Source organism: Bacillus sp. EU55 (assembly GCF_038005925.1).
Classification (GTDB): domain Bacteria; phylum Bacillota; class Bacilli; order Bacillales; family Bacillaceae; genus Bacillus; species Bacillus velezensis.
In genome coordinates this window covers 2,101,019-2,122,922 of sequence record NZ_JBBOUE010000001.1, presented here as the reverse complement: position 1 = coordinate 2,122,922, position 21,904 = coordinate 2,101,019, and the positions used below count along the sequence as shown (strand labels likewise).

At 42.4% G+C, this 21,904-nt stretch carries 31 protein-coding genes and 2 pseudogenes; 15 read left to right on the top strand and 18 right to left on the bottom strand.

Going from position 1 to position 21,904, the window contains the following annotated elements; genetic code table 11:
- Nucleotides 1-195 precede the first annotated feature (195 nt).
- From sspO to NYE50_RS10895, 4 genes are all read left to right on the top strand, one after another.
- Complete coding sequence (gene sspO / locus NYE50_RS10910; RefSeq protein ID WP_003153982.1) at nucleotides 196-342, top strand: acid-soluble spore protein SspO; 147 nt, start codon at nucleotides 196-198, stop codon at nucleotides 340-342.
- Between the two features lie 29 nt (nucleotides 343-371).
- A complete protein-coding gene (locus NYE50_RS10905; protein WP_003153984.1) occupies nucleotides 372-518 on the top strand; it encodes a small acid-soluble spore protein P in 147 nt (48 codons plus the stop codon).
- A 94-nt stretch (nucleotides 519-612) separates the two neighbouring features.
- Nucleotides 613-984, top strand: coding sequence for an Hsp20/alpha crystallin family protein (locus NYE50_RS10900; protein WP_007410324.1), 372 nt, complete (start codon nucleotides 613-615; stop codon nucleotides 982-984).
- Nucleotides 985-1,217: 233 nt separating this feature from the next.
- A complete protein-coding gene (locus tag NYE50_RS10895; RefSeq protein WP_007410325.1) occupies nucleotides 1,218-1,646 on the top strand; it encodes a DUF2621 domain-containing protein in 429 nt (142 codons plus the stop codon).
- Between the two features lie 27 nt (nucleotides 1,647-1,673).
- Here NYE50_RS10895 and NYE50_RS10890 read toward each other — a convergent pair whose 3' ends face one another.
- From NYE50_RS10890 to NYE50_RS10880, 3 genes are all read right to left on the bottom strand, one after another.
- Nucleotides 1,674-2,165 carry a CcdC family protein gene (locus NYE50_RS10890; RefSeq protein ID WP_159354207.1) on the bottom strand — a complete coding sequence of 164 codons (492 nt, stop codon included), beginning with the start codon at nucleotides 2,163-2,165 and terminating at the stop codon, nucleotides 1,674-1,676.
- A 79-nt stretch (nucleotides 2,166-2,244) separates the two neighbouring features.
- Nucleotides 2,245-2,607, bottom strand: a complete 363-nt coding sequence (locus tag NYE50_RS10885; RefSeq protein WP_007410327.1) for a response regulator — start codon at nucleotides 2,605-2,607, stop codon at nucleotides 2,245-2,247.
- A gap of 84 nt (nucleotides 2,608-2,691) precedes the next feature.
- Nucleotides 2,692-3,399: a cytochrome c biogenesis protein CcdA gene (locus NYE50_RS10880; RefSeq protein WP_087920767.1), complete on the bottom strand. Its 708-nt coding sequence runs from the start codon at nucleotides 3,397-3,399 to the stop codon at nucleotides 2,692-2,694.
- A gap of 201 nt (nucleotides 3,400-3,600) precedes the next feature.
- Between NYE50_RS10880 and NYE50_RS10875 the strand changes: the two genes are divergently transcribed.
- The gene (locus NYE50_RS10875; RefSeq protein WP_159354206.1) at nucleotides 3,601-3,774 is read left to right on the top strand and encodes an aspartyl-phosphate phosphatase Spo0E family protein; all 174 of its coding nucleotides are present in this window, start codon (nucleotides 3,601-3,603) and stop codon (nucleotides 3,772-3,774) included.
- Between the two features lie 73 nt (nucleotides 3,775-3,847).
- Here NYE50_RS10875 and NYE50_RS10870 read toward each other — a convergent pair whose 3' ends face one another.
- From NYE50_RS10870 to yneA, 6 genes are all read right to left on the bottom strand, one after another.
- Nucleotides 3,848-4,066 (bottom strand): YneF family protein, encoded by a 219-nt coding sequence (locus tag NYE50_RS10870; RefSeq protein ID WP_003153994.1) that lies wholly within the window; start codon nucleotides 4,064-4,066, stop codon nucleotides 3,848-3,850.
- An 85-nt stretch (nucleotides 4,067-4,151) separates the two neighbouring features.
- Nucleotides 4,152-4,598, bottom strand: coding sequence for a sporulation inhibitor of replication protein SirA (gene sirA / locus NYE50_RS10865; RefSeq protein ID WP_159354205.1), 447 nt, complete (start codon nucleotides 4,596-4,598; stop codon nucleotides 4,152-4,154).
- Nucleotides 4,599-4,749: 151 nt separating this feature from the next.
- A complete protein-coding gene (gene tkt, locus NYE50_RS10860; RefSeq protein ID WP_224988137.1) occupies nucleotides 4,750-6,753 on the bottom strand; it encodes a transketolase in 2,004 nt (667 codons plus the stop codon).
- A 165-nt stretch (nucleotides 6,754-6,918) separates the two neighbouring features.
- Entirely contained in the window at nucleotides 6,919-7,152 is a 234-nt protein-coding gene (locus NYE50_RS10855) for a DUF896 domain-containing protein (protein WP_003153997.1), read from the bottom strand.
- 68 nt (nucleotides 7,153-7,220) lie between these two features.
- Nucleotides 7,221-7,871, bottom strand: a complete 651-nt coding sequence (locus NYE50_RS10850) for a YneB family resolvase-like protein (RefSeq protein WP_016935979.1) — start codon at nucleotides 7,869-7,871, stop codon at nucleotides 7,221-7,223.
- A 15-nt stretch (nucleotides 7,872-7,886) separates the two neighbouring features.
- On the bottom strand, nucleotides 7,887-8,198 hold the full coding sequence (yneA, locus tag NYE50_RS10845) for a cell division suppressor protein YneA (protein ID WP_224988139.1): 312 nt from the start codon (nucleotides 8,196-8,198) through the stop codon (nucleotides 7,887-7,889).
- A gap of 152 nt (nucleotides 8,199-8,350) precedes the next feature.
- On the opposite strand from yneA, the gene lexA reads away from it, so the two are divergent.
- Nucleotides 8,351-8,971, top strand: coding sequence for a transcriptional repressor LexA (lexA, locus tag NYE50_RS10840; RefSeq protein WP_007611720.1), 621 nt, complete (start codon nucleotides 8,351-8,353; stop codon nucleotides 8,969-8,971).
- A 50-nt stretch (nucleotides 8,972-9,021) separates the two neighbouring features.
- Nucleotides 9,022-9,279: a hypothetical protein gene (locus tag NYE50_RS10835; RefSeq protein ID WP_224988141.1), complete on the top strand. Its 258-nt coding sequence runs from the start codon at nucleotides 9,022-9,024 to the stop codon at nucleotides 9,277-9,279.
- A gap of 31 nt (nucleotides 9,280-9,310) precedes the next feature.
- On the opposite strand, the gene NYE50_RS10830 is transcribed toward NYE50_RS10835, so the two are convergent.
- Nucleotides 9,311-9,739 carry a hypothetical protein gene (locus tag NYE50_RS10830; RefSeq protein WP_224988143.1) on the bottom strand — a complete coding sequence of 143 codons (429 nt, stop codon included), beginning with the start codon at nucleotides 9,737-9,739 and terminating at the stop codon, nucleotides 9,311-9,313.
- Nucleotides 9,740-9,892: 153 nt separating this feature from the next.
- Here NYE50_RS10830 and NYE50_RS10825 point away from each other — a divergent pair, with 153 nt between their 5' ends.
- The gene (locus NYE50_RS10825; protein ID WP_017417873.1) at nucleotides 9,893-10,342 is read left to right on the top strand and encodes a YndM family protein; all 450 of its coding nucleotides are present in this window, start codon (nucleotides 9,893-9,895) and stop codon (nucleotides 10,340-10,342) included.
- A gap of 27 nt (nucleotides 10,343-10,369) precedes the next feature.
- Here NYE50_RS10825 and NYE50_RS10820 read toward each other — a convergent pair whose 3' ends face one another.
- From NYE50_RS10820 to NYE50_RS10810, 3 genes are all read right to left on the bottom strand, one after another.
- Nucleotides 10,370-11,200 (bottom strand): prohibitin family protein, encoded by an 831-nt coding sequence (locus NYE50_RS10820; protein ID WP_007410333.1) that lies wholly within the window; start codon nucleotides 11,198-11,200, stop codon nucleotides 10,370-10,372.
- Nucleotides 11,187-11,336 carry a hypothetical protein gene (locus tag NYE50_RS10815; RefSeq protein ID WP_007410334.1) on the bottom strand — a complete coding sequence of 50 codons (150 nt, stop codon included), beginning with the start codon at nucleotides 11,334-11,336 and terminating at the stop codon, nucleotides 11,187-11,189. Before NYE50_RS10815 ends, NYE50_RS10820 begins: the two co-directional genes overlap by 14 nt.
- 108 nt (nucleotides 11,337-11,444) lie before the next feature.
- Complete coding sequence (locus NYE50_RS10810; RefSeq protein ID WP_032875039.1) at nucleotides 11,445-12,266, bottom strand: poly-gamma-glutamate hydrolase family protein; 822 nt, start codon at nucleotides 12,264-12,266, stop codon at nucleotides 11,445-11,447.
- 211 nt (nucleotides 12,267-12,477) lie between these two features.
- Here NYE50_RS10810 and NYE50_RS10805 point away from each other — a divergent pair.
- Nucleotides 12,478-12,585, top strand: a pseudogene (locus NYE50_RS10805) (DUF4177 domain-containing protein); the annotation flags it as partial.
- An 88-nt stretch (nucleotides 12,586-12,673) separates the two neighbouring features.
- Here the strand turns inward: NYE50_RS10805 and NYE50_RS10800 are convergent.
- A complete protein-coding gene (locus NYE50_RS10800) occupies nucleotides 12,674-13,108 on the bottom strand; it encodes a dUTP diphosphatase (RefSeq protein WP_003154017.1) in 435 nt (144 codons plus the stop codon).
- A gap of 377 nt (nucleotides 13,109-13,485) precedes the next feature.
- On the opposite strand from NYE50_RS10800, the pseudogene NYE50_RS10795 reads away from it, so the two are divergent.
- From NYE50_RS10795 to NYE50_RS10775, 5 genes and pseudogenes are all read left to right on the top strand, one after another.
- Nucleotides 13,486-15,902: pseudogene (locus NYE50_RS10795) on the top strand (peptidase G2 autoproteolytic cleavage domain-containing protein).
- A 168-nt stretch (nucleotides 15,903-16,070) separates the two neighbouring features.
- Nucleotides 16,071-16,226, top strand: a complete 156-nt coding sequence (locus NYE50_RS10790) for a hypothetical protein (RefSeq protein WP_164512107.1) — start codon at nucleotides 16,071-16,073, stop codon at nucleotides 16,224-16,226.
- Nucleotides 16,227-16,511: 285 nt separating this feature from the next.
- Complete coding sequence (locus tag NYE50_RS10785; protein ID WP_007611706.1) at nucleotides 16,512-17,048, top strand: hypothetical protein; 537 nt, start codon at nucleotides 16,512-16,514, stop codon at nucleotides 17,046-17,048.
- 142 nt (nucleotides 17,049-17,190) lie between these two features.
- Nucleotides 17,191-17,325, top strand: a complete 135-nt coding sequence (locus NYE50_RS10780; protein WP_257722394.1) for a hypothetical protein — start codon at nucleotides 17,191-17,193, stop codon at nucleotides 17,323-17,325.
- A 499-nt stretch (nucleotides 17,326-17,824) separates the two neighbouring features.
- Nucleotides 17,825-17,923 (top strand): YjcZ family sporulation protein, encoded by a 99-nt coding sequence (locus NYE50_RS10775; RefSeq protein WP_003154022.1) that lies wholly within the window; start codon nucleotides 17,825-17,827, stop codon nucleotides 17,921-17,923.
- Nucleotides 17,924-18,087: 164 nt separating this feature from the next.
- Here the strand turns inward: NYE50_RS10775 and NYE50_RS10770 are convergent, their stop codons facing one another.
- The 3 genes from NYE50_RS10770 to NYE50_RS10760 all read right to left on the bottom strand — a co-directional run bounded on the left by NYE50_RS10770 (nucleotide 18,088) and on the right by NYE50_RS10760 (nucleotide 20,841).
- Nucleotides 18,088-18,708, bottom strand: a complete 621-nt coding sequence (locus NYE50_RS10770) for a lytic polysaccharide monooxygenase auxiliary activity family 9 protein (protein WP_003154023.1) — start codon at nucleotides 18,706-18,708, stop codon at nucleotides 18,088-18,090.
- A gap of 213 nt (nucleotides 18,709-18,921) precedes the next feature.
- The gene (locus NYE50_RS10765) at nucleotides 18,922-19,995 is read right to left on the bottom strand and encodes an LLM class flavin-dependent oxidoreductase (RefSeq protein ID WP_029973859.1); all 1,074 of its coding nucleotides are present in this window, start codon (nucleotides 19,993-19,995) and stop codon (nucleotides 18,922-18,924) included.
- 225 nt (nucleotides 19,996-20,220) lie between these two features.
- On the bottom strand, nucleotides 20,221-20,841 hold the full coding sequence (locus NYE50_RS10760) for a DUF3885 domain-containing protein (RefSeq protein ID WP_014418007.1): 621 nt from the start codon (nucleotides 20,839-20,841) through the stop codon (nucleotides 20,221-20,223).
- Between the two features lie 285 nt (nucleotides 20,842-21,126).
- Between NYE50_RS10760 and NYE50_RS10755 the strand changes: the two genes are divergently transcribed.
- A complete protein-coding gene (locus NYE50_RS10755; protein WP_032864005.1) occupies nucleotides 21,127-21,354 on the top strand; it encodes a hypothetical protein in 228 nt (75 codons plus the stop codon).
- A 45-nt stretch (nucleotides 21,355-21,399) separates the two neighbouring features.
- Here NYE50_RS10755 and NYE50_RS10750 read toward each other — a convergent pair whose 3' ends face one another.
- A complete protein-coding gene (locus NYE50_RS10750; protein WP_159354202.1) occupies nucleotides 21,400-21,879 on the bottom strand; it encodes a DUF4944 domain-containing protein in 480 nt (159 codons plus the stop codon).
- Nucleotides 21,880-21,904: the final 25 nt, after the last annotated feature.

Genomic DNA, 21,904 nt, shown 5'->3' with positions numbered 1-21,904 from the left:
TTAGATGAATGTTCACATTCCATCACAATTTTCTCACAATTTCATCTTAGTATAAAATCATACATAAGTAAATATCAATGTTTTTATTAAATACAATAAGATCGTCTTATCAGCGTGATTTTCGGTAAATTTTGTCCGATTTTCCGCCTCATACAACGGGCTGTAAAGAGCCATATTAATGTTGAGGTGATGATCATGGTAAAACGGAAAGCCAATCATGTGATTAACGGCATGAATGATGCGAAAAGCCAAGGAAAAGGCGCGGGTTATATAGAAAATGACCAGCTCGTCCTGACGGAAGAAGAACGGCAGAACAATAAAAAAAGAAAAACAAACCAATAGCCGGAACACCTTAAAAAGGAGGCTTTAACATGACAAATAAAAATACGAGTAAAGATATGCATAAAAATGCTCCGAAGGGCCATAACCCCGGCCAGCCGGAACCGCTGAGCGGAAGCAAAAAAGTGAAAAACCGCAACCATACAAGACAAAAACATAATACAAGCCACGATATGTAAAACAGACCCCGGTGTCTGTTTTTTTGTGCCATTCACCCATTCAAAGCTTCTGCATACGTTATAGCAAGGCTTTTTAATATGGAGGGATGCTTCCATGAATCACTCAAAAAACGCTGAAGAATTTGATGATACGGAAGAATGGCTGCGGCAGTTTTACGAGGACCCGTATGCTTGGTATGACGAGACGCTGCCGATCGATCTATATGAAACAAGCCGTCAATATATCATTGAAGCCGACCTGACGGCGCTGAAGCAGGTGCAAGCGATAACCGTCACTCTTTCGGGAAATGAGTTTATGCTCTCTGTTAAAACGCTTGAACGGACGTTAAACAAACAAATGATGCTTCCTTTTTATCTGAATGACAAACATATTTTCACTGATTTCACCAACCATATTCTGACCGTCTCCATGAACAAGGAGCCAAATGAGACTCCTGCCTCTTTTTCCTTTCAATTTCCTCTATAACATAAAAAAACCGCTTTCATCCCTCAATGGAAGCGGCTTTTTTGTCCGGTCATATCAGTCATATACCCTCAAAGTGAATCTCCCATGGCCAAATAGCAGAATCACTATACGATAGAATATGTTCTAGCAACCGGAATGACTGGACATCTATCATTTTTTCTATTCTTTTTTTCATGTGTTCTTCTATTCTGTCTTCGTTTACAATATGGTTAAAGTAAGGAGGAGATAGAACAATGCTGGAAGGCTGGTTTATGTGGTTTATTTTATTTTGGGTCATCGTGATGATCGGATTGCTGTCTATCGGCGGGTTTTTTATGTTTCGAAAATTTTTAAAACGCTTACCGAAAGAAGACGGCCGGTCAGAACTGGATTGGCAGGACTATTATATTGAAAAAAGCAGGCACTTATGGAATGAGGGTGACAAGGCGTTTTTGGATGAACTGGTCGCCCCCGTGCCGGAGCTCTTTCGGGATGTAGCCAAAGCGAAAATCGCCGGAAAAATCGGTGAACTTTCCTTAGCGGAGGAAGCTGAACAAATAAACCGTGATTTAATCATCAGGGGTTACATACTGGCCACTCCTAAGCGTGATCATCAATTTTTAAAAAAGCATCTCCGTGAAAAACAGATTGATCTTACTCCTTATCAAGCCCTGCTCAAATAAAAAACCTTTCCGGCGGACGGAAAGGTTTTAATTCATCTGAATATCAGCGGTCTTCAGTTCATTCGAAAGTTTGCGGTAAGACAAAAACATCGCGATGCGCCACGGAACAATCATTCCGAAAGCAAGAATCCAAAACATTCCGCTTAAAGCTCCGTAATCAATCGTCGTGCTCAAAATGGATTTCATAGCGATTCTGATAACCAGCAAACCAATCAGGATAAACACAAACGCTTTTGACCGTTTTAAATAGATTTCATTATTTTTAATCTCAAATTTAGATGTTTTAATCAGAAAAATAGAGAAGATCAAGCCCAGCGTAATGGCCTCCAAAAATTCTTCGCCCGTCACTCTGAAAATCGGAAAAAGGAACATAAGCGCTCCCGTACTCATGAAAATCGGCGGGAGAATTATTTTTTTAGGTGAAGCGGGCTTGTCGGAGGATTTAATCCTGACGATCATCACGGAAATTGCCATGGCCGCTGCAATAACGGATGAAATTATAATCATCATCTTTATCATTCCTTTGCTTGCACGGAGTTTGATACTATATACTATACTCCAAAAACATAAAAAAAACCAATTTGAAAAGAGAACACGTTTACGTTCCCGTTACCCGGCCTACGGCCTCCAGCACTTTAGATGCTTCAAACGGTTTAACGATAAAGTCTTTAGCGCCTAATTCAATCGCTTCCAGAACGATCCGCTGCTGCCGCATGGCGGTGCACATGATGATCCGGGCTTTCGGGTCAAAAGCTAAAATATCCTGCAGCGCCTGTATACCGTTTTTGACCGGCATGGTAATATCCATAGTCACCAGGTCGGGACGGATTTTTTGATATACTGCCAGAGCTTCCTCACCGTCAGCCGCTTCCCCGGCCACTGTGTAATTCGCCGATTCCAGAATCTCTCTGATTTTCACCCTCATGAACTTGGCGTCATCTACAACTAAAACTCGTGTCATATTCCCCTCCACATATTTAACATTAACTAGTCTTATTGTACCAAAAACAAAAGGGTATATAATAGTTCAAAAGTTATTAATCCGTTACAGACCCGTAAATCCTCCGAAAAGATTTGACAGTACGATCAGAATGTAGCTCATCCAGTTAAAAAACAGCATAACTCCGATCAGAATCATAAGAATGCCGCCGATTTTCATGATAAGCAGCTGATGCTTGCGAATCCAATTCATTCTGGTAATAAAAAATGAAAGAACAAGAAAAGGAATCGCAAATCCGAGAACATATAAAAACATATACGGCACTGCTGAAGAAGGATTTGTATTGGCCAGCGAAAACACGGCTCCTAAAATGGGCCCGCTGCACGGCGACCAGCCGGCTGCAAACGCAAGACCGATCAGAACCGAACCGATAAACCCCTCCGGACGGCGCTTAAAGTGAATGCGCCGCTCTTTCATCATGAATTTCGGCTGAAACACACCGGCAGTAACCAGCCCGAAAAGGATCAGCATGATAGCGCCAAACTGGCGGATCGCTTCATGATATTGGGTAAAAAAACTGCCGATAAACGAAGTTCCATATCCCAATGCGATAAAAATCACGGAGAAACCAAGCAAAAAACAAAGTGTATGCACGAGGCCGCGCTTTTGCAGCATCACCTTTTCTGTTTTCACCTCGTCCATACTGACACCAGTTATGTAAGATAAAAAGGCGGGGTACAACGGCAGACAGCATGGAGAAATGAAAGACAGAAATCCGGCCCCAAACGTCAGAAAGTAATTAAAACTCACGATGACACACTCCCTTCGAGTTATGACAAAATCATTTCATTTTTTTAACACTTTCCCGAGAAGGATTACTTTTTATAGAAAAAGCTTATATAATTTAATTTGACATCGAGATATTATACTCCTTCTTATTTGAAAAACAGTATAAATGTGGATATAATAATAGCGACTCAGGTGAAAGATTTATGTATGAAAGGATATATCCCTGTGATTAGAGAGCATCTATTAAATGAAATTGAAAAAAAACGGGCAGAGCTGTTTAAAATCGTCATGACAAACGGAATGACATCAAACATTACGATAGAACTCAGCCAGGAGCTTGACCACCTTCTCATACAATATCAAAAAGAACTGCACACCGGCAGTTGGGGTGAAACATGACGCCAAAATAAAAAACCCGGAGAGGGTTTTTTATTTTTATAACCATGTATCTCTATATCATAATCTGTACGTATTATTTCGCTTGATTATTCATGGCTTTCATCATTTGATTAATTTTCTTTTGAGAAGGTTTCATTCCCATTTGCATCATCATCATGCGTAACATTTGTTCATTAATAGGCGGATTCTTTTTCAAATAGCTCATCATATATTTACGAGCAATAAAAAACCCGAGTGCAACACCTATGAGCAATGCGACAACGCCCACTAGGATGCCAACCCATAAAGTCATTTTATTTCCTCCTTCATGTTGTCTAGTTTAAAGTGTACTAAACCAAAGGCTATTATACAACATTTACATCTCTTTTTCCTCGTTTTTAGACAAAATTTCTTTCTCTGACCGGATTTAACCACCCGTAGCGCCGTGTCTTGAAATCCATTGCAAGAAAACAGGGGCTGATTTTACGCAGAATCTCAAAGAAAATCGTTTCCGCCTCATAATCTCCCGAAGCTGCAATCTCAATTAAACTGTCTTTCATCATGAAGGTGGCGCGGCCCTTTTCTCCGGGCAGTGTAAGCCGGTAAATGGAATCCAAACGGCTGTAACTCATTCGGTTTAAATGCAGCTGGAGACACTGATGCATATGTATCACCGGAATCGGTTGCGTTATATATTGAACTTGCTTTTCTGTCATTTGATATTCCTGGGGTGTCAGGTCTGTCCAATGATAGTCTCGAAACAACTCAAACATAGCCGTTTCCCGCCCGAAGTAGTGGTTCGCAAACTCATCCTTTATCAGGTGCATATAGTAATGACGTTCCATTTCCTCATCCCCTTTTACAGCGCTTCGTTATTGCTTTCTATTATACAAAAGGAGAAAAGAAAGAATTGTCTATTACTGTTACGCCGCCCCTTCTATTTTTGTCGCATAAACAGGAAAAAGAGGATGATTTGACTCATCCTCTTTTGTCTCGTTATTTGTTTAAAAGTTTTTTCACGCGGTCAACCACGTTTTCTGCAGTAAACCCGTATTCTTTCATAATTGTTTCTCCCGGAGCTGAAGCACCGAAACGGTCAATTGCGAGAACGTCTCCTTCAAGACCGGTAAATTTACCCCATCCGAAGCTTGAACCCATTTCGATCGCAAGACGTTTCGTCACATTCGGAGGAAGCACGCTGTTTTTGTACTCGGCCGATTGTTTTTCAAAGCGGTCCCAGCTCGGCATGCTGACTACAGATACGTGAATGTTTTCTTCAGCCAGTTTCGCTTGAGCTTCGATCGCAAGTCCGACTTCAGAACCTGTCGCTAAAAGAAGAGCGGCCGGTGATTCCGTTTGGGCTTTGGAAACGATATAAGCCCCTTTTTCCACGCCCGCATACGCTTCTTCAGCCTGCTGATCAATCGTCGGCAGGTTTTGGCGTGTCAATACAAGAGCTGTCGGATGATCTTGGCTTTGAACGGCAACCTTCCATGCAGCTGCGGTTTCATTTCCGTCAGCAGGTCTGATCACAGAAAGGTTAGGAAGTGCGCGTAAAGAAGCAAGCTGCTCAATCGGTTCATGAGTCGGCCCGTCCTCTCCTACGGCAATACTGTCATGCGTGAATACATAAGTGACGGGAAGACCCATCAATGACGCCAGACGAATGGCAGGTCTTAAATAATCAGAGAACACAAAGAATGTGCCGCCGAATACGCGGAGGCCGCCGTGAAGCGCCATTCCGTTTAATGCAGCGCCCATCGCAAATTCACGGACACCGAACCAGAAGTTTTTCCCGGCGTAGTCTTTTGCCGTGAAGTCTCCTCCATTTTTGATTGTCGTTTTATTTGAACCCGCAAGGTCAGCAGATCCCCCGACAAAGAAAGGAATTTTCTTGGCGATCCCGTTCAGCACCTCACCTGAAGATGCGCGGGAAGCAAGGCTGCTGCCTTTTTCATAAACGGGAACTTCCTGATCCCAGTCTTTAGGAAGCTCGCCTTTCATGCCGAGTGACAGCTGTTCAGCAAGCTCAGGATATTTTTCTTTATAAGCCGCGAACAGTTCATTCCATTCCTGTTCTTTTTTCGAGCCGGCTTCTTTTACAGCTTTATTGAAATGCCCGTATACTTCTTCCGGAACATAAAAATCTTCTTCAAACGTCCAAGCATACGCTTCTTTTGTCAGCTTGCTCTCTTCTTGTCCTAACGGAGCGCCGTGAACGCCGGATGTGCCCGCGCGGTTTGGAGAACCGAAACCGATTGTCGTTTTCACTTCGATCAATGTCGGTTTTTTATCATTCTGGCGCGCTTTTTCAATTGCAGCCGTCAATTCAGCGATATTGTTTCCGTCCTCAACATAAAGAACTTCCCAGTTCATGGCTTCAAAACGCTGTTTTACATTTTCAGAGAAAGAGCGATTTAAATCGCCGTCTAAAGAAATATCATTAGAATCGTATAATACGATCAGGCGGCCTAATTCCAGATGGCCTGCTAGAGAAGCGGCTTCAGAAGAAATGCCTTCCATCAAATCGCCGTCTCCGCAAATACTATATGTATAATGATCAACTACGTTGAATGAATCACGGTTATATGTTTCAGCCAGATGGCGTTCTGCAATTGCCATTCCCACTGCCATAGCGATACCCTGTCCCAAAGGCCCGGTCGTTGCGTCGACTCCGGCTGTATGCCCGAACTCCGGATGTCCCGGTGTTTTGCTTCCCCATTGACGGAACTGTTTCAGATCTTCAATGCTGAGGTCATACCCGCTTAAATGCAGCATGCTGTACAAAAGCATTGAACCGTGTCCTGCTGATAAAACAAAGCGGTCTCGGTTAAACCATCCCGGATTCTGCGGATTTACATTCATAAACTTCGTCCACAGCGTGTAAGCCATCGGAGCAGCTCCCATCGGCATGCCCGGGTGTCCGGAATTAGCTTTTTCAATTGCGTCTATAGATAGTGTACGTATGGTGGCAACTGATTTCTTTTCAATTGTATCCATTATAATCCCCTTCCTTATTGTTGTACCTTTTCATCATAAAGCGATGCTGACTTTTTCTCAACTCTTTCAGCTTAAATTTGAGATAAACTTGTTGAAAATTGTCGCAAATCACAGCCTGATATTAGTATATACAAAAAAGAATACGTATTGCCGTATTCTTTCTGTTTAATGAAGATTATTTTTCTGTTGTTCCCTTTTTAATTTTTCAGGAGTGACATCATTACCCTCTGGATCAATAACTTTTACGCTCTTTAACGTATTTTTCATTGAGGAGCGGAACCCTTTCAAATACTCCTGGCGAAGCTTTTGCTGTTCGGCTTTCTCCTCATCGGTTATCGTGTTTGATTTAGCTTTTTGAGCCAATTCGTTAATTCTTGCGATTTTTTCTTTAGAAATCATAATAAGCTCCTTTGGTGCGTGTTGATTATATACTACTAAAACATAGTTTTTTTTACAACTGAAGCATGTCAGCTGCCTTCGCTGTCTGCGATATATTCCTGAAAACGCCGGTGAACCGTGGCTTTGGATACATCATAGCCGAATCCTCTTAAGGTGGCCGCGATTTCTGCAAAGGTAAGCTTGTTGGCTCTCAGCCTGATAATTTCCGAAACAGGAACCTCTTTTTTTTCTTTTCCGCTGTTTTCATGTCTGTTTTTCAGATTCCGTTCAGGTTTATAGCCATTTTTTACGGCTCTTTTCATTCCCCGCCGGATTTTCATATTGTGAATTTTCCTTTGATATTCCTCCACAATACTGACGATTTCGAGTACCATCGTATCAGCTTCGGAAAGCTCCAGCTCGCCTTTATGAGCCGTCGTATATATTTTTACGTTCTCCCTGTAAATACAATGCAAAAGCGCGATCTTGGCGTTTCCTCTTCCCAGTCTTGTTTCATCCTGCACCAATATCGCGTCAATATGTGACTTTTTAATTTCATCAAGCATTTCAAATACTCCGTCGCGGTCCATTTCGTAACCGCTGGCTTTCTCTGAAATGACTTTTACGACTTCCATGCCGTTTGCCGCAGCGATCTCACTGAGCTCCTCTTCCTGTCTTTTTAAAGACGTCTGCTGCTGTTCTTTGTTTGTGCTTACCCGGGCATAAATGAGCGCCTTCATTTCTCTCTTTCCTCTCTAATTGACAATGGCCAGCTGATATACGGCCGGATTCTCCTTCTTAACCGGAAGAATAAGTTCGTCTCCGGGCTTTATATCAGCAGTTTGGAGATGATTATTCTCCGTCACCCACTCAATGAAATCTTCTTTGTTAATATTTTTCTTCTCTGCTACTTGATCCGCAAGTGACCACAGAGTATCTCCGTCCTGAACCTTTATTTTAACATATTGGCTGAGCGCCTGATCATTTCCCGCACATGAAACAAGTAAAATAACGGCACTTAAAATCGCAGTAAACAGTCCGACAAATATGATAGATTCCTTCGCCATTTAAACAACCTCCAGAATGTTTGTTCGCTTTTTATACCTTTCAGTATATACGAACAAATGTTTCTGTCAATCGTTTTTTTCGAACCTATGTTTGTACTGTCAGGAAAATCATGCTATAATCTACTTAAAATCGACGTTTTGAGGTGCGAAATATGACGAAGCTATCAAAAAGGCAGCTTGATATCCTGCGTTTTATTAAAGAAGAGGTAAAAACGAAAGGATATCCGCCTTCTGTAAGAGAGATAGGAGAAGCAGTAGGACTGGCTTCCAGTTCAACCGTGCACGGACATTTGGCGCGGCTGGAGACAAAAGGCCTGATCAGACGGGACCCTACTAAACCGAGAGCGATTGAGGTATTGGATGAAGAAGAAGTCCAAATTCCGAAAAGCCAGGTTGTCAACGTTCCGGTCATCGGAAAAGTGACGGCGGGTATCCCGATTACAGCTGTTGAAAATATCGACGAGTATTTTCCGCTTCCTGACCGGATGGTTCCTCCGGGAGAACACGTATTCATGTTAGAAATCATGGGAGAGAGTATGATTGACGCCGGCATTTTTGACAAAGATTACGTCATTGTCAAACAGCAGAACACGGCCAATAACGGGGAAATCGTGGTGGCTATGACCGAAGATGATGAAGCCACGGTCAAGCGCTTCTATAAAGAAGACAATTATGTGCGGCTGCAGCCGGAAAATCCGACGATGGAACCGATTATCCTGCAAAACGTAAGTATTTTAGGGAAAGTGATCGGCGTATTCAGAGCCGTTCATTAATTCTATTAAACTTTATTTATCGTAAAGCCCCTTTCAGAGGGGTTTTTCTTTTGCATAAAAAAGAGCAGATTCGCCCTGGCTTAAGAAACGAACCTGCTAAGGAGGAAAAACTTACATTTTTATTATCCGGCATCTCACTTTTGAAGTCAATAAATAATGTTTCTCCAAGGAAACTTTTTATCCATTTTTCAACTTTTGTATTTGTGCGGGCTGATTTTGATATATATTTATCTTCATCTGGAGCGGACGGATTACATTTTATTCATGAATATTTAGTGCATAGTACAATAAGTTTTGACGAGATGTAAAAAAACCCGCTGCCTTTGCGGGTATCTATTTTCAATCAAAATGATAATATTCCACGCCGTATAACCCTTTAATATGAACAGGTGCACAGACGTTTGAAGAGCTTTCAATCAGAATCCTGTATTTGTGATGCGGATCAATTGATTTTTTGTCCTGGGCACTTAGGTTTAACCAGCTGCCGCTGTAGCTTTTAGAACTTAATGTATAAAAATTTCCGTTCAGCGCCATCCGCTGGAGTTTCATGCTTAAACCGCACGAAGAGTTGTTCATTATGGTGAACTTATATCCTAAAAAGTAATCGTCGGCAGCTACAGCCCCAGGATTTTCAATATGAAACTCTTTTGCATTTCCCTCCAAAGTGAAGCTTGTTTTTGATCCGAATTCAGTGGTAGCCGCTTTAGCTGAGTGTATTCCGCTAAAACATAATAAAAAAACAGCAATACAAATCCAGTATTTTTTCATTTGCATCCCCCTTTTTACATATTTTAACTTGTGAATCCTGTGATGTCTATTCACATTTTATTAAAACGTATACTCTATAACCGCTATATACCAGTTTAAAAAATTGCGGATTGCTTACAATGAAGACTAAACGAAATAACGAAGGTGGTTCAAATGAAACACGTAATTGCTTTCGCTTCTAAAACGGCGCTCACACTTGCTTTACTGTACATTGTTCTGGATCTTATGTACCAAGTAACCTTTTTAAACGTTCTGTTTATTACAGTGATCTTAAGTTTAATCACTTATTTTGCGGGTGATTGCATGATTCTGCCGAGAACAAGCAATTTCACAGCCGTTGCAGCTGATTTCGGAATTTCATTCATTGTATTATGGATATTCCTTATGAACATTGGCGGATTTAATGTCTCGCCTGCCGCGGCATCGGTTATCTCTGCACTTTGCATTTCTGTTTTCGAGGCATTTTTTCACCGGTATTTGCAGCAATATGTACTTCCCGAAGATTATCAGGACACAACAGAGACGGATAGCACGCTATGGAGCTATCAAACCGAGGCGTCTGAAGAATTAGTGCCGGAAAAAGACCCTCAGGAAAAAACATAAAAAGGAGGCAATCGCCTCCTTCTCTTTTTATTTTTGCTTCTGATCGTCCAGCGGCAGCTGCAGCAGTGAGTCTGTGCCTGTCGCTTTCGGCGTTTTTCCGTCCCATTTTTCAATCCATTTATATTTGATCATTTCATCGGACATTGATTTCTTTATGATTTCGTTATAATCAGCGATCCCTTCCGCTTCAATTTTTTTCTTTTTCGCTTCGGCTTCGGCTATTTTAATTTCAGTTTGTGTCCGTTCAAGTTCCTGTGAAGATTTCACCCTTGCATCGATGGCTTCCTGTGTGGCTTTATCCGGCTTCGGTACGCCAAGCGTCAGATCATCAATTAAAAATCCAAGACTCTTCATATCATCAGCAAACCGTTTTTGGACATCAGCAGCGGCTTCTGCAGATTTTTGCCCGTATGTGTCAATAACCGAGTATTTGCTGATTGATTTTCGCGCCGCATCCCACAGCCTTGTTTTTAAATATGTATTTTCAATCGTTTCAACGTCTACCGCGCCGAATTTGTTAAACAGATCGACTACTTTATCAGGCTGCACGACATAGTTGTAAGCGATATCCATTTCTATATTTTTACCGTCTGAGGTTGCCACTTTTATATTTTCATTATTCACTGTCTGCATACGCACCGGATATTCCGTTACTTTATTAAATAATCCGACTAAGTGCCAGCCTTGGTCCAATGTGTCGGATTTTACCCCGCCATTCGGTGAGTATACAACCCCGACATAACCGTTCGGTATTTTTTCAATGAATAGTGACGCTGTAACGCCCGCAATTAAAAGGGCTGCACCTATAATCACACCGCCGATAATTTTTTTTGTGTTTCCGCGCTTATTTTCGCTCATGCTGATCTTCTTCCTCCCATGACTTTTTGAATTTTTTGGCTCCGCTTCCCACTTGTTTAAAGATTGGACTAAGCATCAGCCATAAACCGAATCCGATGATGACAAGAAGAATGATAGACCCGATCATCACTTTCATTTGCCCACCTCTTTTCTTTCATCCTGTCAATTATGTATACGATCTTAAGAACTTAAAGTTTCATAAATTTCAAAAGAAAAAGCCCCGCCGGCAAAATAGGCGTGCTTATTAATAATTGTCACTGATAAAATCAGAAATCGTTTTTGTAAATTGATAAAAGGTCCCATTTTGTGTGGATGCTCTGCTTTTCAGCGTAAAAGTGTCAAATAGTGATTTTCTGAAGCCGGTGCTCATTTCGATTTGAATACTCAATCCGGATGAAGATTGATTGGCAAGGTTGTTCGGACTGACGCCTGCATATTTATCATTTATGCCAAGAAGAACGGCAGGATACCCGTGTCGTTTCAGCACATCGGTCAAAAGTTCGGCCCGTTCTCTGTCTGTACCGCCGATTTTTATCTTTTTATCGTCACTGCCGTAACCGTGCAATGAAATGACATTAGAGTGCTCTTTCACCATTTGCACGGCCTTCGGTTCATCGAAATGCGAACTTGTCAAATGCAGAGCCGCATTACCGGCTGATTTTAACCCTTCAAATAAATATAAACTCCGGTTTTCGGCAATTTCTCTAGATAACTCACTGGTACCCGGCTCTATGCCTCCGCCGTGTATAGCTAATATGAGGACAGAAGGGTCATGCTCTCGCGTTGAAATGGAAAAATCGGAAGGATCTTCATTCAGCTTTAATTCCTCGAAACCGCCGTAAATATCTGAAGCGGCATTAGCCTGAAAGAACGGCAGGAGCAAAAACGGTAAAATTAAAACTAAAATTCCTTTTTTGGTTATTGATGGCATTTGTATGTTTATGTTACAATACAAATGCTTCAGCCTTTGAAGCGAACGGCAGAACAGGGTGACTTTGGACGGTTTCTTCTGCTCTGCCTCTTTGCCAGCTGCTTTACGCTCTACTCTTCTAACCCTTTTTGCCATAACATCATCCTTTCTTTTGTTTACACTTTTGTCACAATATTATATACGTTGGACAAAACCTCCGTTCATCTTGGAGAATAAAAACATCAAAACAACCTCTATCCTTTAACCTAAAAAAGTCTTTCTGTCAAAGAGACAAAAACTTAAATGATAAAAATGAAACCCTTCTCCTTAGTTTTGGAAGAGAGTGAGGACTGCAGGGAAATCATTTTATCAATATGCTGAGCTGGGCTGGCGTCCGGCTCAAATATTTGCTCCCGGCATAAACGATTACGGAGCGGCCGCTTATTTCGAAGTCAAATTCGAACGTGACGTATGATTTCCCAATTCAAGAATCACCGAAACAAATTGAATGTAACTGCTGTTTCCATAAAAAAAAGACTGCTGTTTAGCAGTCTTTTTTCGTTTTATTTCGTGCCTGTTGATCCCAGTCCGCCGCGGTCATTGTTCCCGAGCTTGTCTACTTCGATCAGCTCCACTTCAGGCATTTTCTTCATGATTCTGAATTGGCAGATCCGCTCCCCCTTGGAAATGTCGGTATCCCGAAGTGCGAATGCAGGAAAAAACCAAAAGTCATTGTCGCCTTTATATGATTCATCAATGACTCCCATTGAATTTGTCTGAATGATACCGAAATGCTTATATGTACTTGAACGCGGTACGACATGGGCCTCATATCCTTCCGGCAGTTCCATCGCAACTCCAAGCGGGATAAGTTTGAATTCACCTTTTTTGATTGTGATATCTTCAGCTGCCCGCAGATCAATCCAATCGCCCTGTTCAATTTTACTGATTCTCGTTTGCGTATCATCTGAATATTTAATTTTGATTTGTAAAGTCATGTTCGCTGCTCCTTTTGCTTCCCTATTTCAGTCGTATTGATGACCAATCCGTGCCCCATTATACCATTTAACTGATAAGAATGTTGATTTTGGTGTATATGCAGCCGAAGAGGAAGCGCGGCGAAGTCAATGAGAATAAACCTAAAATGAGGGCCCTTCCTATCAGTTTTTTCCTCCATTTTCACATGACAGCTTCAATTACAATAATGCAAAGCTTTATATCCGTTCTTTCAACAGAGCTTTTTTAAAATTTCACCTTGGTTTCAAAAGGAATTTCGTTCTGAAAAGAATTTGAAGAATAAGCGCTTTAAGGGTGCGCGACTCTTTTCTGTCCCCTGCCTCAGGCGCTTATATCAAAAGAAAGAGGTGTCTTTAGAATGGTTCAATTTAAAAACTTTCCTGATCCGTCTTTAAACGCCCCATTGCAGTCTCGCCCTGCACAGCCCTCTGAATTGGAGCATCTCAAAGCAAGGATGCAGAATTTTATTAAGCATTCCGCAACGGATGATAATCTTGAGATCGCAGATGCCCGGGTGACGGCGGAAGGAATGGTCACCTCACTTTTAAAAGAACGGCTTGATACAGAATACGAAATGCTTATGAATAAAATCACCCGGGAAGTGAATGTGGAGGACTACGGAGCGGTCCCTGACGGCCGGGACAATACGGAAGCCTTTCGGAGAGCGATCGGGAACGGCCGGGTCAAAGTAAATGTCCCCGCAGGAGAATTTTTGGTTCAAGGGATAAAACTCCCCTCATGGACTACCATTTCCGGTGAGGGACAGGGGATTACCGTGCTTAAGCTTCATGAGGACACTCCCGCATACGAATGGGTCATTACTAACGATGATTACGATAATGGAAACCGTAATATTTTTGTCCAGAACATGACTTTAGACTGGAATCCTGATCGTCAATGCGGGGTCAGGAACCCCGGAGGACAGTTTTCCAGCTGTTTAACGTTTGCTAATGTGCAATACGGCTGGATTAAGATGTTGAAACGGTTAACGCGGGTCTCCATGGTATTGATATTACATCTCCGACTTACGATCATTTGCCTGAAACAGAATGGACGAAAGACGGCTGCCGATATATATGGATTGATAACTGTGTGGCATACGGCGCCGGAGACGACGGCATTACCACCCATTACAGCGAGTATATTTTCATTTCCAACTGCCATTCCGGAAACCCCCGCGGCACAGAGCATGCTGAGGGCAGCGCAAACTCGAACGGCATTGAAATTGACGACGGCTCTAAACATGTATGGCTTTTAAATAACTATACGAGCGGAAATATCCGCGGGATTGAGGTAAAGGCGCACAGCCTCTGGCCGGCTTCTCAAAATGTTCATATTATCGGTCATGTTTCGTATCGTGATGTACGTTCATTTGATATTCGTCATATCGGCCATCATCAGGCCTCAGACCCCGAAAGCACGACGGCTTATGATGTTACTTTAACCGATTGCACCGCGATTGAACCGGTATTTAATGCTCTCTATGACGGTGTGACCCCGAGGGCGCTGGTCATCTCTGCCTATAAAAACGTTAATGTAAACGGATTCACAGCTATTGGTGATCCCTCATACGACTATGGCGGGAATCCAGTCGTGGCTCTTCAATACCGCAGTCAAAATATTACGATTAACGGTATTAAAATACGCGGCTTTACACAAGCCGGTGTTGACATCAATATATCCGGCGGATCAAATAAAACCGATTATGTTAAAATTTCAAATTTTGATATATACAAGTCTTCTCCTAAAGGCATCTCAATCGGCGGAGGCCAATATAACGTAAATATTATGAACGGTACGATGATCGGAGACGGCGGTTCGGTCGGAATTACGTCCCCTAACAGTCAGGCCGTCATTCTCGGGGTGCAAGCGGAAGGTTACAGCGCGGCCGCATCTATAAAAGGACAGACTTATGAGCAGATCCCCGTCAATTTAAAGGGAGGCGCACAGCTCGCGACCAGCTCCGGTTTTGCATTCAACCCGACAAGCGCCGTTATTGCGGGAACAGGCGATATTACGGCCAGAGGTGACAGAAATGCGATCATCAGCTCTTCCGGAGGTTCAAGTTCTGAAGGTTCAAGGGCATTTATCGCCGCTTCAAACAATGTCCATATTACGGGCAGCAAAGTCTCCAGAACGATTCTGTCATCAGAAAGCATTACATTGGAAGAACCATACACGGTTGCCGGAGGGCATCAGTCCATCAAATGGAAACTGGATTCAGCGGGCGGCCACGGTACGTTCGCCGGAGCTGTCACCTCTTCCCTGTCAGGGTACGGAGAATATTTTGAAAGTGTAACCGGCCAGACAATTCCCGCCGGGACGATCGTCACAGTGAAAGGCGAAAAAATTGAATCGGCTCACGTCGGAGATTACATGCTCGGCGTCATTTCAGAAACAGCCGCTTTTATCTCAGGAGCGGCAAGCTTCGGATGGCAAAGCCGCTTTTTGACAAACGAGTTCGGCGGTTTCATATACGAAAATGTGACTGACGAAGAAACAGGAGAAACGGTACGCGTGCCGAAACAAAACCCAGACTGCAGTCCGGCTCTTGAAGCTGACTATGAAGCACGCGCGGCCAGAGACGAATGGCACATTGTCGGACTCAACGGCCGGCATTACGTACGGGTCGACGGTACGGTCAGCCCGGGAGATTATATCACGGCCCATAACGGAATCGGGACTAAAGCCGCGGAAGGCTGGAAGGTATTGAAACTGACGGCCTTGTACAGTTCTGAAAAAGGGTACGGCATTGCAATTGCGGTTATCAAATAGGGACTCAATATCAGGATCATCTCCTCTCTTTTCTATCGGGCGGGTATGATCTTGTTTTTTATACCGAATGAGATGCCTCTTTTTCAGCATACCGTTTCATTTGTCCAAGCCATCCATGCTTTCTGTCATAGAATACTACCGTCAGATGAAAAAAGGAGGAATATGAGTATGGATATGGGTATGGATATGGACATGAACGGACATTATGATCACCACCCAAAGCAGCCTAAACAAAAAAAGAAGAAACAAGATAAAAAGCATCTTGATTATGATTACATCGTTGTTTATAAAAGAAAATGCAAAAAATGTAAAAAATGCTGCTAACTTGACATATCAACACTTTTTACACCCGGTAAACTCCGGGTGTTTTTCTTATTATGGCGTTTCTTCGGGCTATTTTCACCCAAAATCAGGTCATCCTATCACAATACATAAAAAGACTCTATTATTTTCTTCCCTTTTCGCCTAATTAAAAGGTTTTCATTTACAGAAAACAACACAAATAGAATGACATGACTTTTGAGAAAATCTACTCTTTGCTTGGTCAATTTTTCTGCGATACCATGAATTTGCAACAATTTTAAAAAATTTCCTCAGGAGGTCATAGCCATGAAAATCGCCAGAACGGTAGTCGGATCATGCTTAGCTTTATCTCTAACAATTCCTTTCACAGCCAGTGCCTCAGCAGCCAGTCAGTCTGAACACGCAAACGCGCCTCACGTTTCACCCGTTGCAAATCCGTTAGAAAGTAAATTATCCCAAACAGCAGACCAAAACGTAAAAGCAGCAGGGGTTGATGCCGGGCTGAACGTAAACGTAGATGTTCTCGGAATCTCAGATCGCATTGCTGAAGCAGTTAAGTCAGATCAAAACCGAACCGGCTGGGTAAAAAATGTCATGGAAACAACATTTTACGCATCAGGACAGAAGTACAACGTCATGGTGTTCAATTTAAATCAAGAATATGAAGACCGGTTTAACGGCGTTCAGTTTTATGGATCAGCCGTTTATGACGGCATTACTTACGGAATCTGGGTCTTCGAAGACGGGTCCTTCGATAACAAAGGGGACGGAGGCTGGATCAATTGGGCATTCAGAGGATGGTTCGATCGTGATAATCAGCATATTGAATTCCACAGACCTTAATACGGAGAAAACTTGCGGCAGCGCCCGCAAGTTTTTATTTTGATAACGGGATACTGCACATTTTTCACCGTTATAACGACTATACTTGAAGTGCGGGCTCCGATCGCAGCCCCGGTAAAGTCTTTCAAAGTGAGGGTATGCCATGTCAAAGTCTTTAAAAATAATGTTGTGGAGCATATTGGTGTTCATCATCTTGTTAGTGATTATCGGAATCGTTTCTTACAATCAAACACCGTCTGCAGAAAGCGCAGCGGAAAGAATGCTTTACAGCGTCTAATCAATGTTAAGCCTTCATCGGCTTTTTTTATTTACCGCAGAACACTTGAAGCTCTTCTATTTAGATCGTTAACGTTCCCATTCGGAATGGAGTATACGCGTGTATCATCAGGCAATCTGTTTTGATACATGGTTCCGATTATGCCCATCGCATCTTTTTTCTCTATTCCTCATCACATTCCGCTACTGCTCTTGAAACCAACCAATCATTTCTTCAGCCTGTTCCGTTAAATCAAAAGGTTCCAATCCTAATAGCTTGTTACTTTTTCATTTTTTAAAAAACAAGCCAACTGCGCACCCTCTTCGCAACTTCTCAATGTATGAGCCTACCCGTTTCTATTACAGGAAGCAGTACGATTCCTCCTTTTACTCATTTTAACGGATGGTCATGTAAAGGAAATATAGACTAAAACCCTTTTTTCAAAAAGTAAACTAGCATCCCTATCAAACTTTTCATTTCGGCATAATATGTATTAATCCTCTTTAGGAGGTGAGATTATATGGGATTCTCAGGTGGTTATGGTAGCTCCTTTGCGTTAATCGTGGTGCTATTCATTTTATTAATCATCGTTGGGGCTTCTTTCCTCGGCGGTTATTAAGAATCCTCTTACCTCCGCATCCATGTCAGCAGCACCTCCATGATCGTACGGCGCCATAAATGAAATGTTTATGGCGCTCTGCTGTTTTTCCCCTTTTCATTCACACATAAAAACTAAAAAGATCGGCCGATGTATCAACATGCAGCCGATCAGTAATTCATAGATTATTGTGTAAGGTTTACATCGATGACGTTATAGAAGGCATTGGAAGTATCCGCAACGTCCCATACCCCTAAAATGACATGATACCCGCTTCGATCAGTCGGCACAAAAATCTTATGAGTCAGATTCGTATCTGCCTTGGAACCGTCGTGGTTTACCGTTCCGATTAATTCGAATTCATCTCTTGACAAAGGTTTATTCGGATTCCAGTTTTTCTTGGTGATATAATAGTGCCACTTTGATGTCGCATGAGGGGCCGTGTAGTACCAAGTAAAGGTATTAAAACCGCCGCGGATGTTTTGTTTTACCCAATAATCTGCAGTCTGCTTGTCTAAACCGAAGTCAATTTGTCCCGATCCCCCATTTGCAGATGCAATTCTTCCATCCGGCGGACCTGCAGCCGGAAATCCTTTCGGCCCTTCTACAGACTGAGGATTATCAATGACGGAGCCATATTTCTGGGCAGCGGCCGTCCAGCCCAATGTTTGTTTCTCTAATGCTCCCATGTACGCTCTGCTGACGGGCTCTTTTATATACCCGTGCGCAGATGCATCACTTGAATAGAAAGCGCCTCCAATACCAAGAGTAACAGTTAAAACTGCAGCTTTGACTAAACCCTTCATTACTTCATCATCCTCCCTCTTTTGTTAATAAAAACCTTTCGGTATATACACTTCACGATGGAGGATGAAATGACCTTCCTTTTCTTGATAGGAAAAAGCAATGAGGTTCGCGCTTTCCCCTTTGTTTTTTATAATCATAAAGAAAAAGCCGGGCCGATTCTGTTGTCGAATCCGCGATTGCCAAAAACCGGCCCGCCCCTTTTGCTCAGAACTTCATTCGCTGGATTTGCCGGTTTCTTTTCGGATAACCGGTGCTACTTCCGCTGCTAATCGTTCGATGTTTTCCGCGGCTTTTTTAAACGGCATACCTCCTATATCGATTTGCGCGAGAAATCGCTGATGTCCGAATAACTCGTATTGATGCATGATTTTTTCAATGATCTGCTGTGAGCTTCCCACAAATAAAGCTGTTTCTTTTCCGGACGCCCGTTCAAAATCTTCCTTCGTTAAAGGCTCATCGATCCCGTGATATGAATGAACATGAGACCAGTAATTTGAATGATACGGGTAAAATTCTTGTATTGCCTGTTCATTCGTTTTTGAAATGAACATATGTCCGCTTACGGCAACCTTCACATTTTCCGGAGGATGACCGGCTTTAGAAGCCGCTTCCCGGTATTTGTCAACAAGCGGCTTAGATGACACCGGATCACCACTCAGTACAGCTAATGCCAAACCCGCACCTGCACGCCCGGCCCGTTCTGCGCTTTCCGGAGTCCCCGAAACACCTAACCATAGCGGAATGCTTCCGCGAAAAGGCCGAGGAGAAATTTCTGCCTCGCGCAGCGGCGGCCGGTAACGTCCTTTCCAGGTAACCGATTCTTCCCCGGAATTTAATTTTAAAAAAAGGTCAATATGTTCTTCAAACAGTTCTTTATAATGGCCTACGTCATAACCGAAAAGAGGAAACGAGTCTAAAAATGCGCCCCGTCCCGCAATGATTTCCGCCCGGCCGTCTGAAATCAGATCAAGCGTTGCAAAATCCTCAAATAAACGGACGGGATCTGCGGTGGATAATACAGTCGTGGCACTGGTCAGCTTAATATTTTCAGTGATCTGTGAAATCGCTGATAAGATGGCCGGCGGCGAAGATACCGCATAATCAAGACGATGATGCTCGCCTACACCGAATACATCAAGCCCTGCGTCGTCAGCAAGTTTCGCCAGCTTCATCAATTCATCTATCCGCTGCTTTGCGCTGACTGTTTTCCCTGTCAGAGGATCGGGATATAATTCTGCAAATGAATAAATTCCAATTTCCATACAATCACGGTGTTCAGCCCTCACATTTCTCTCCTCCTGCACTGTGTAAAAAAGCTTTTATGTTATTCTATTCAGCCGTTTTACAAATAGGAATTCGTTCAAAATAAATACAGAAGCTTAACATGCAGAAGGTCGGTATGAGAGGAAAAAAAGTTTCCGGCGCCCTTCAATTCAGCCCATTACACTCATGCAGCCGGACTAGGCAAGAACAAAGCCGGCACAAGCGGATTCGAATTCATGTGTTCATTTTCAGTCCAATTCAATCCAATCGTAATATTGATCATAAAGCTTTCGTATTCTTCCGGCATCAAGAGCAATGACTTCACACCCTCTGTCATCATACAGAAAGAAAATAATATCTTTTGTCATATTCACAAAGAAAACATCAGGATATCCAACGGAACAGCCCCCGAACCTTGGCTTCAGCGGAAAATCTTCGTGGACGGCTGCCTTAAGTAATTGGGGGATACGCAGATCTTTCCGTTTACATAATAAAGAAAACTGCTGCATTTCATATTCTTCTTCGACCGGGCATTGACAGGTCTTCACTTGAATCCGATATAAATCATCCTTACACTTCAGAAACGGCTGATAAACCTTTAATTTTCTCGCGTAATTACCTTGAGTTTTGTGCTTATACACGTTTGCAACAAGAAACAAGTCATCGCTATGTTCAAACAGCTCATTGAAAAGTGCGGCGGTTTGATGATGAACAAGCTGAAAATACTCAAGATTCAAAGCACCGCTTTCATTAAATTGATACATATTGCCGCCGAGAGAAAAATGAATTCCCACATCCCATTGATGATAAATGCCGGGCACTAATTTTAAAGTCGGGAACCTTTCCTTCAGATAATCATTTATTTTCATACAAACATCTCACTTTCCGTTTCCCGCTCAAGAAGCAGAAGAAGCCGAAAACATTCCGCTTATTTCTTTTTCACCCTTGTAATATTATTCCGATTGGAATACAATGAAATGGAACACTGTGAACCCCATTGATCAGGGTGGATGCTGGTCACATTCATCCTGATCCTTTCTTTTACACAAGATCGCCCCAACTTTGAACCCCTCCGTTTCCAACCTTATTCATTGATGTTACATATATTTCAATGGTATTATTTTCTTATACATAAGCATCAAGAGGTATCCGCTTTGAACAACATCAGAAGATTAAGAGAATATTTCCGGTCTCACCGTAAAATAAGTCTGGCTGCAGACTTGCTTACGGCTGTATTGCTTATCTCATTATCCATTCTTTTTAACGGACGCCGGCAGGGAGCTTTTAATGGTTTCTTTATGTATGTCTTAGTAAGTAATTTTATCGGCTCCAATGCCTCTTTTATCGACTTCAGCAAATCGAGGAAAAGCAAACAAAAATAAAGGCTCTGGTCAAAAAGAGGGTTATACCGCCCTCTTTTTATTCTTTCAGTCATACCAATGCGTTCTTTTCAGGTTGAATTTTTCTGAATAGGACTCATGATCGGTTTTCCATACTGCTTCAACAGTGATTTCATGACCGATCACTTCATTTTCCGGCATATATTCAAACGTCTGAATATGGTCTTCTCCCGTTCCGCCGCCTTCTAATTTCTCTCCGGTGTATTCTGAAAGATGATAGTCTTTATCTTCACCATATTTCCGGCCGTCAACAAATAATATTAATCTCTTAATCACCGTGTTCTTTTCATTCACTTTATTACCTCTGTAATACAAATTCAAGAAATAGTTAGGGCCGATAGAGGTCTTGCCTGATTTTTCGATTGACGCTTCCCACGTCTTGCTTTGGCTATAGCCGATATATTTAACTTTTTCTCCTGAAATTAAAGAAAACAGTGCACATCCGGCTGCTATTATGAGAACAGTGATAATAACCAGCAATGTTTTAATGACTTTACGTTTTTTCATGACATCCCGCCTTTATCATTTAGAA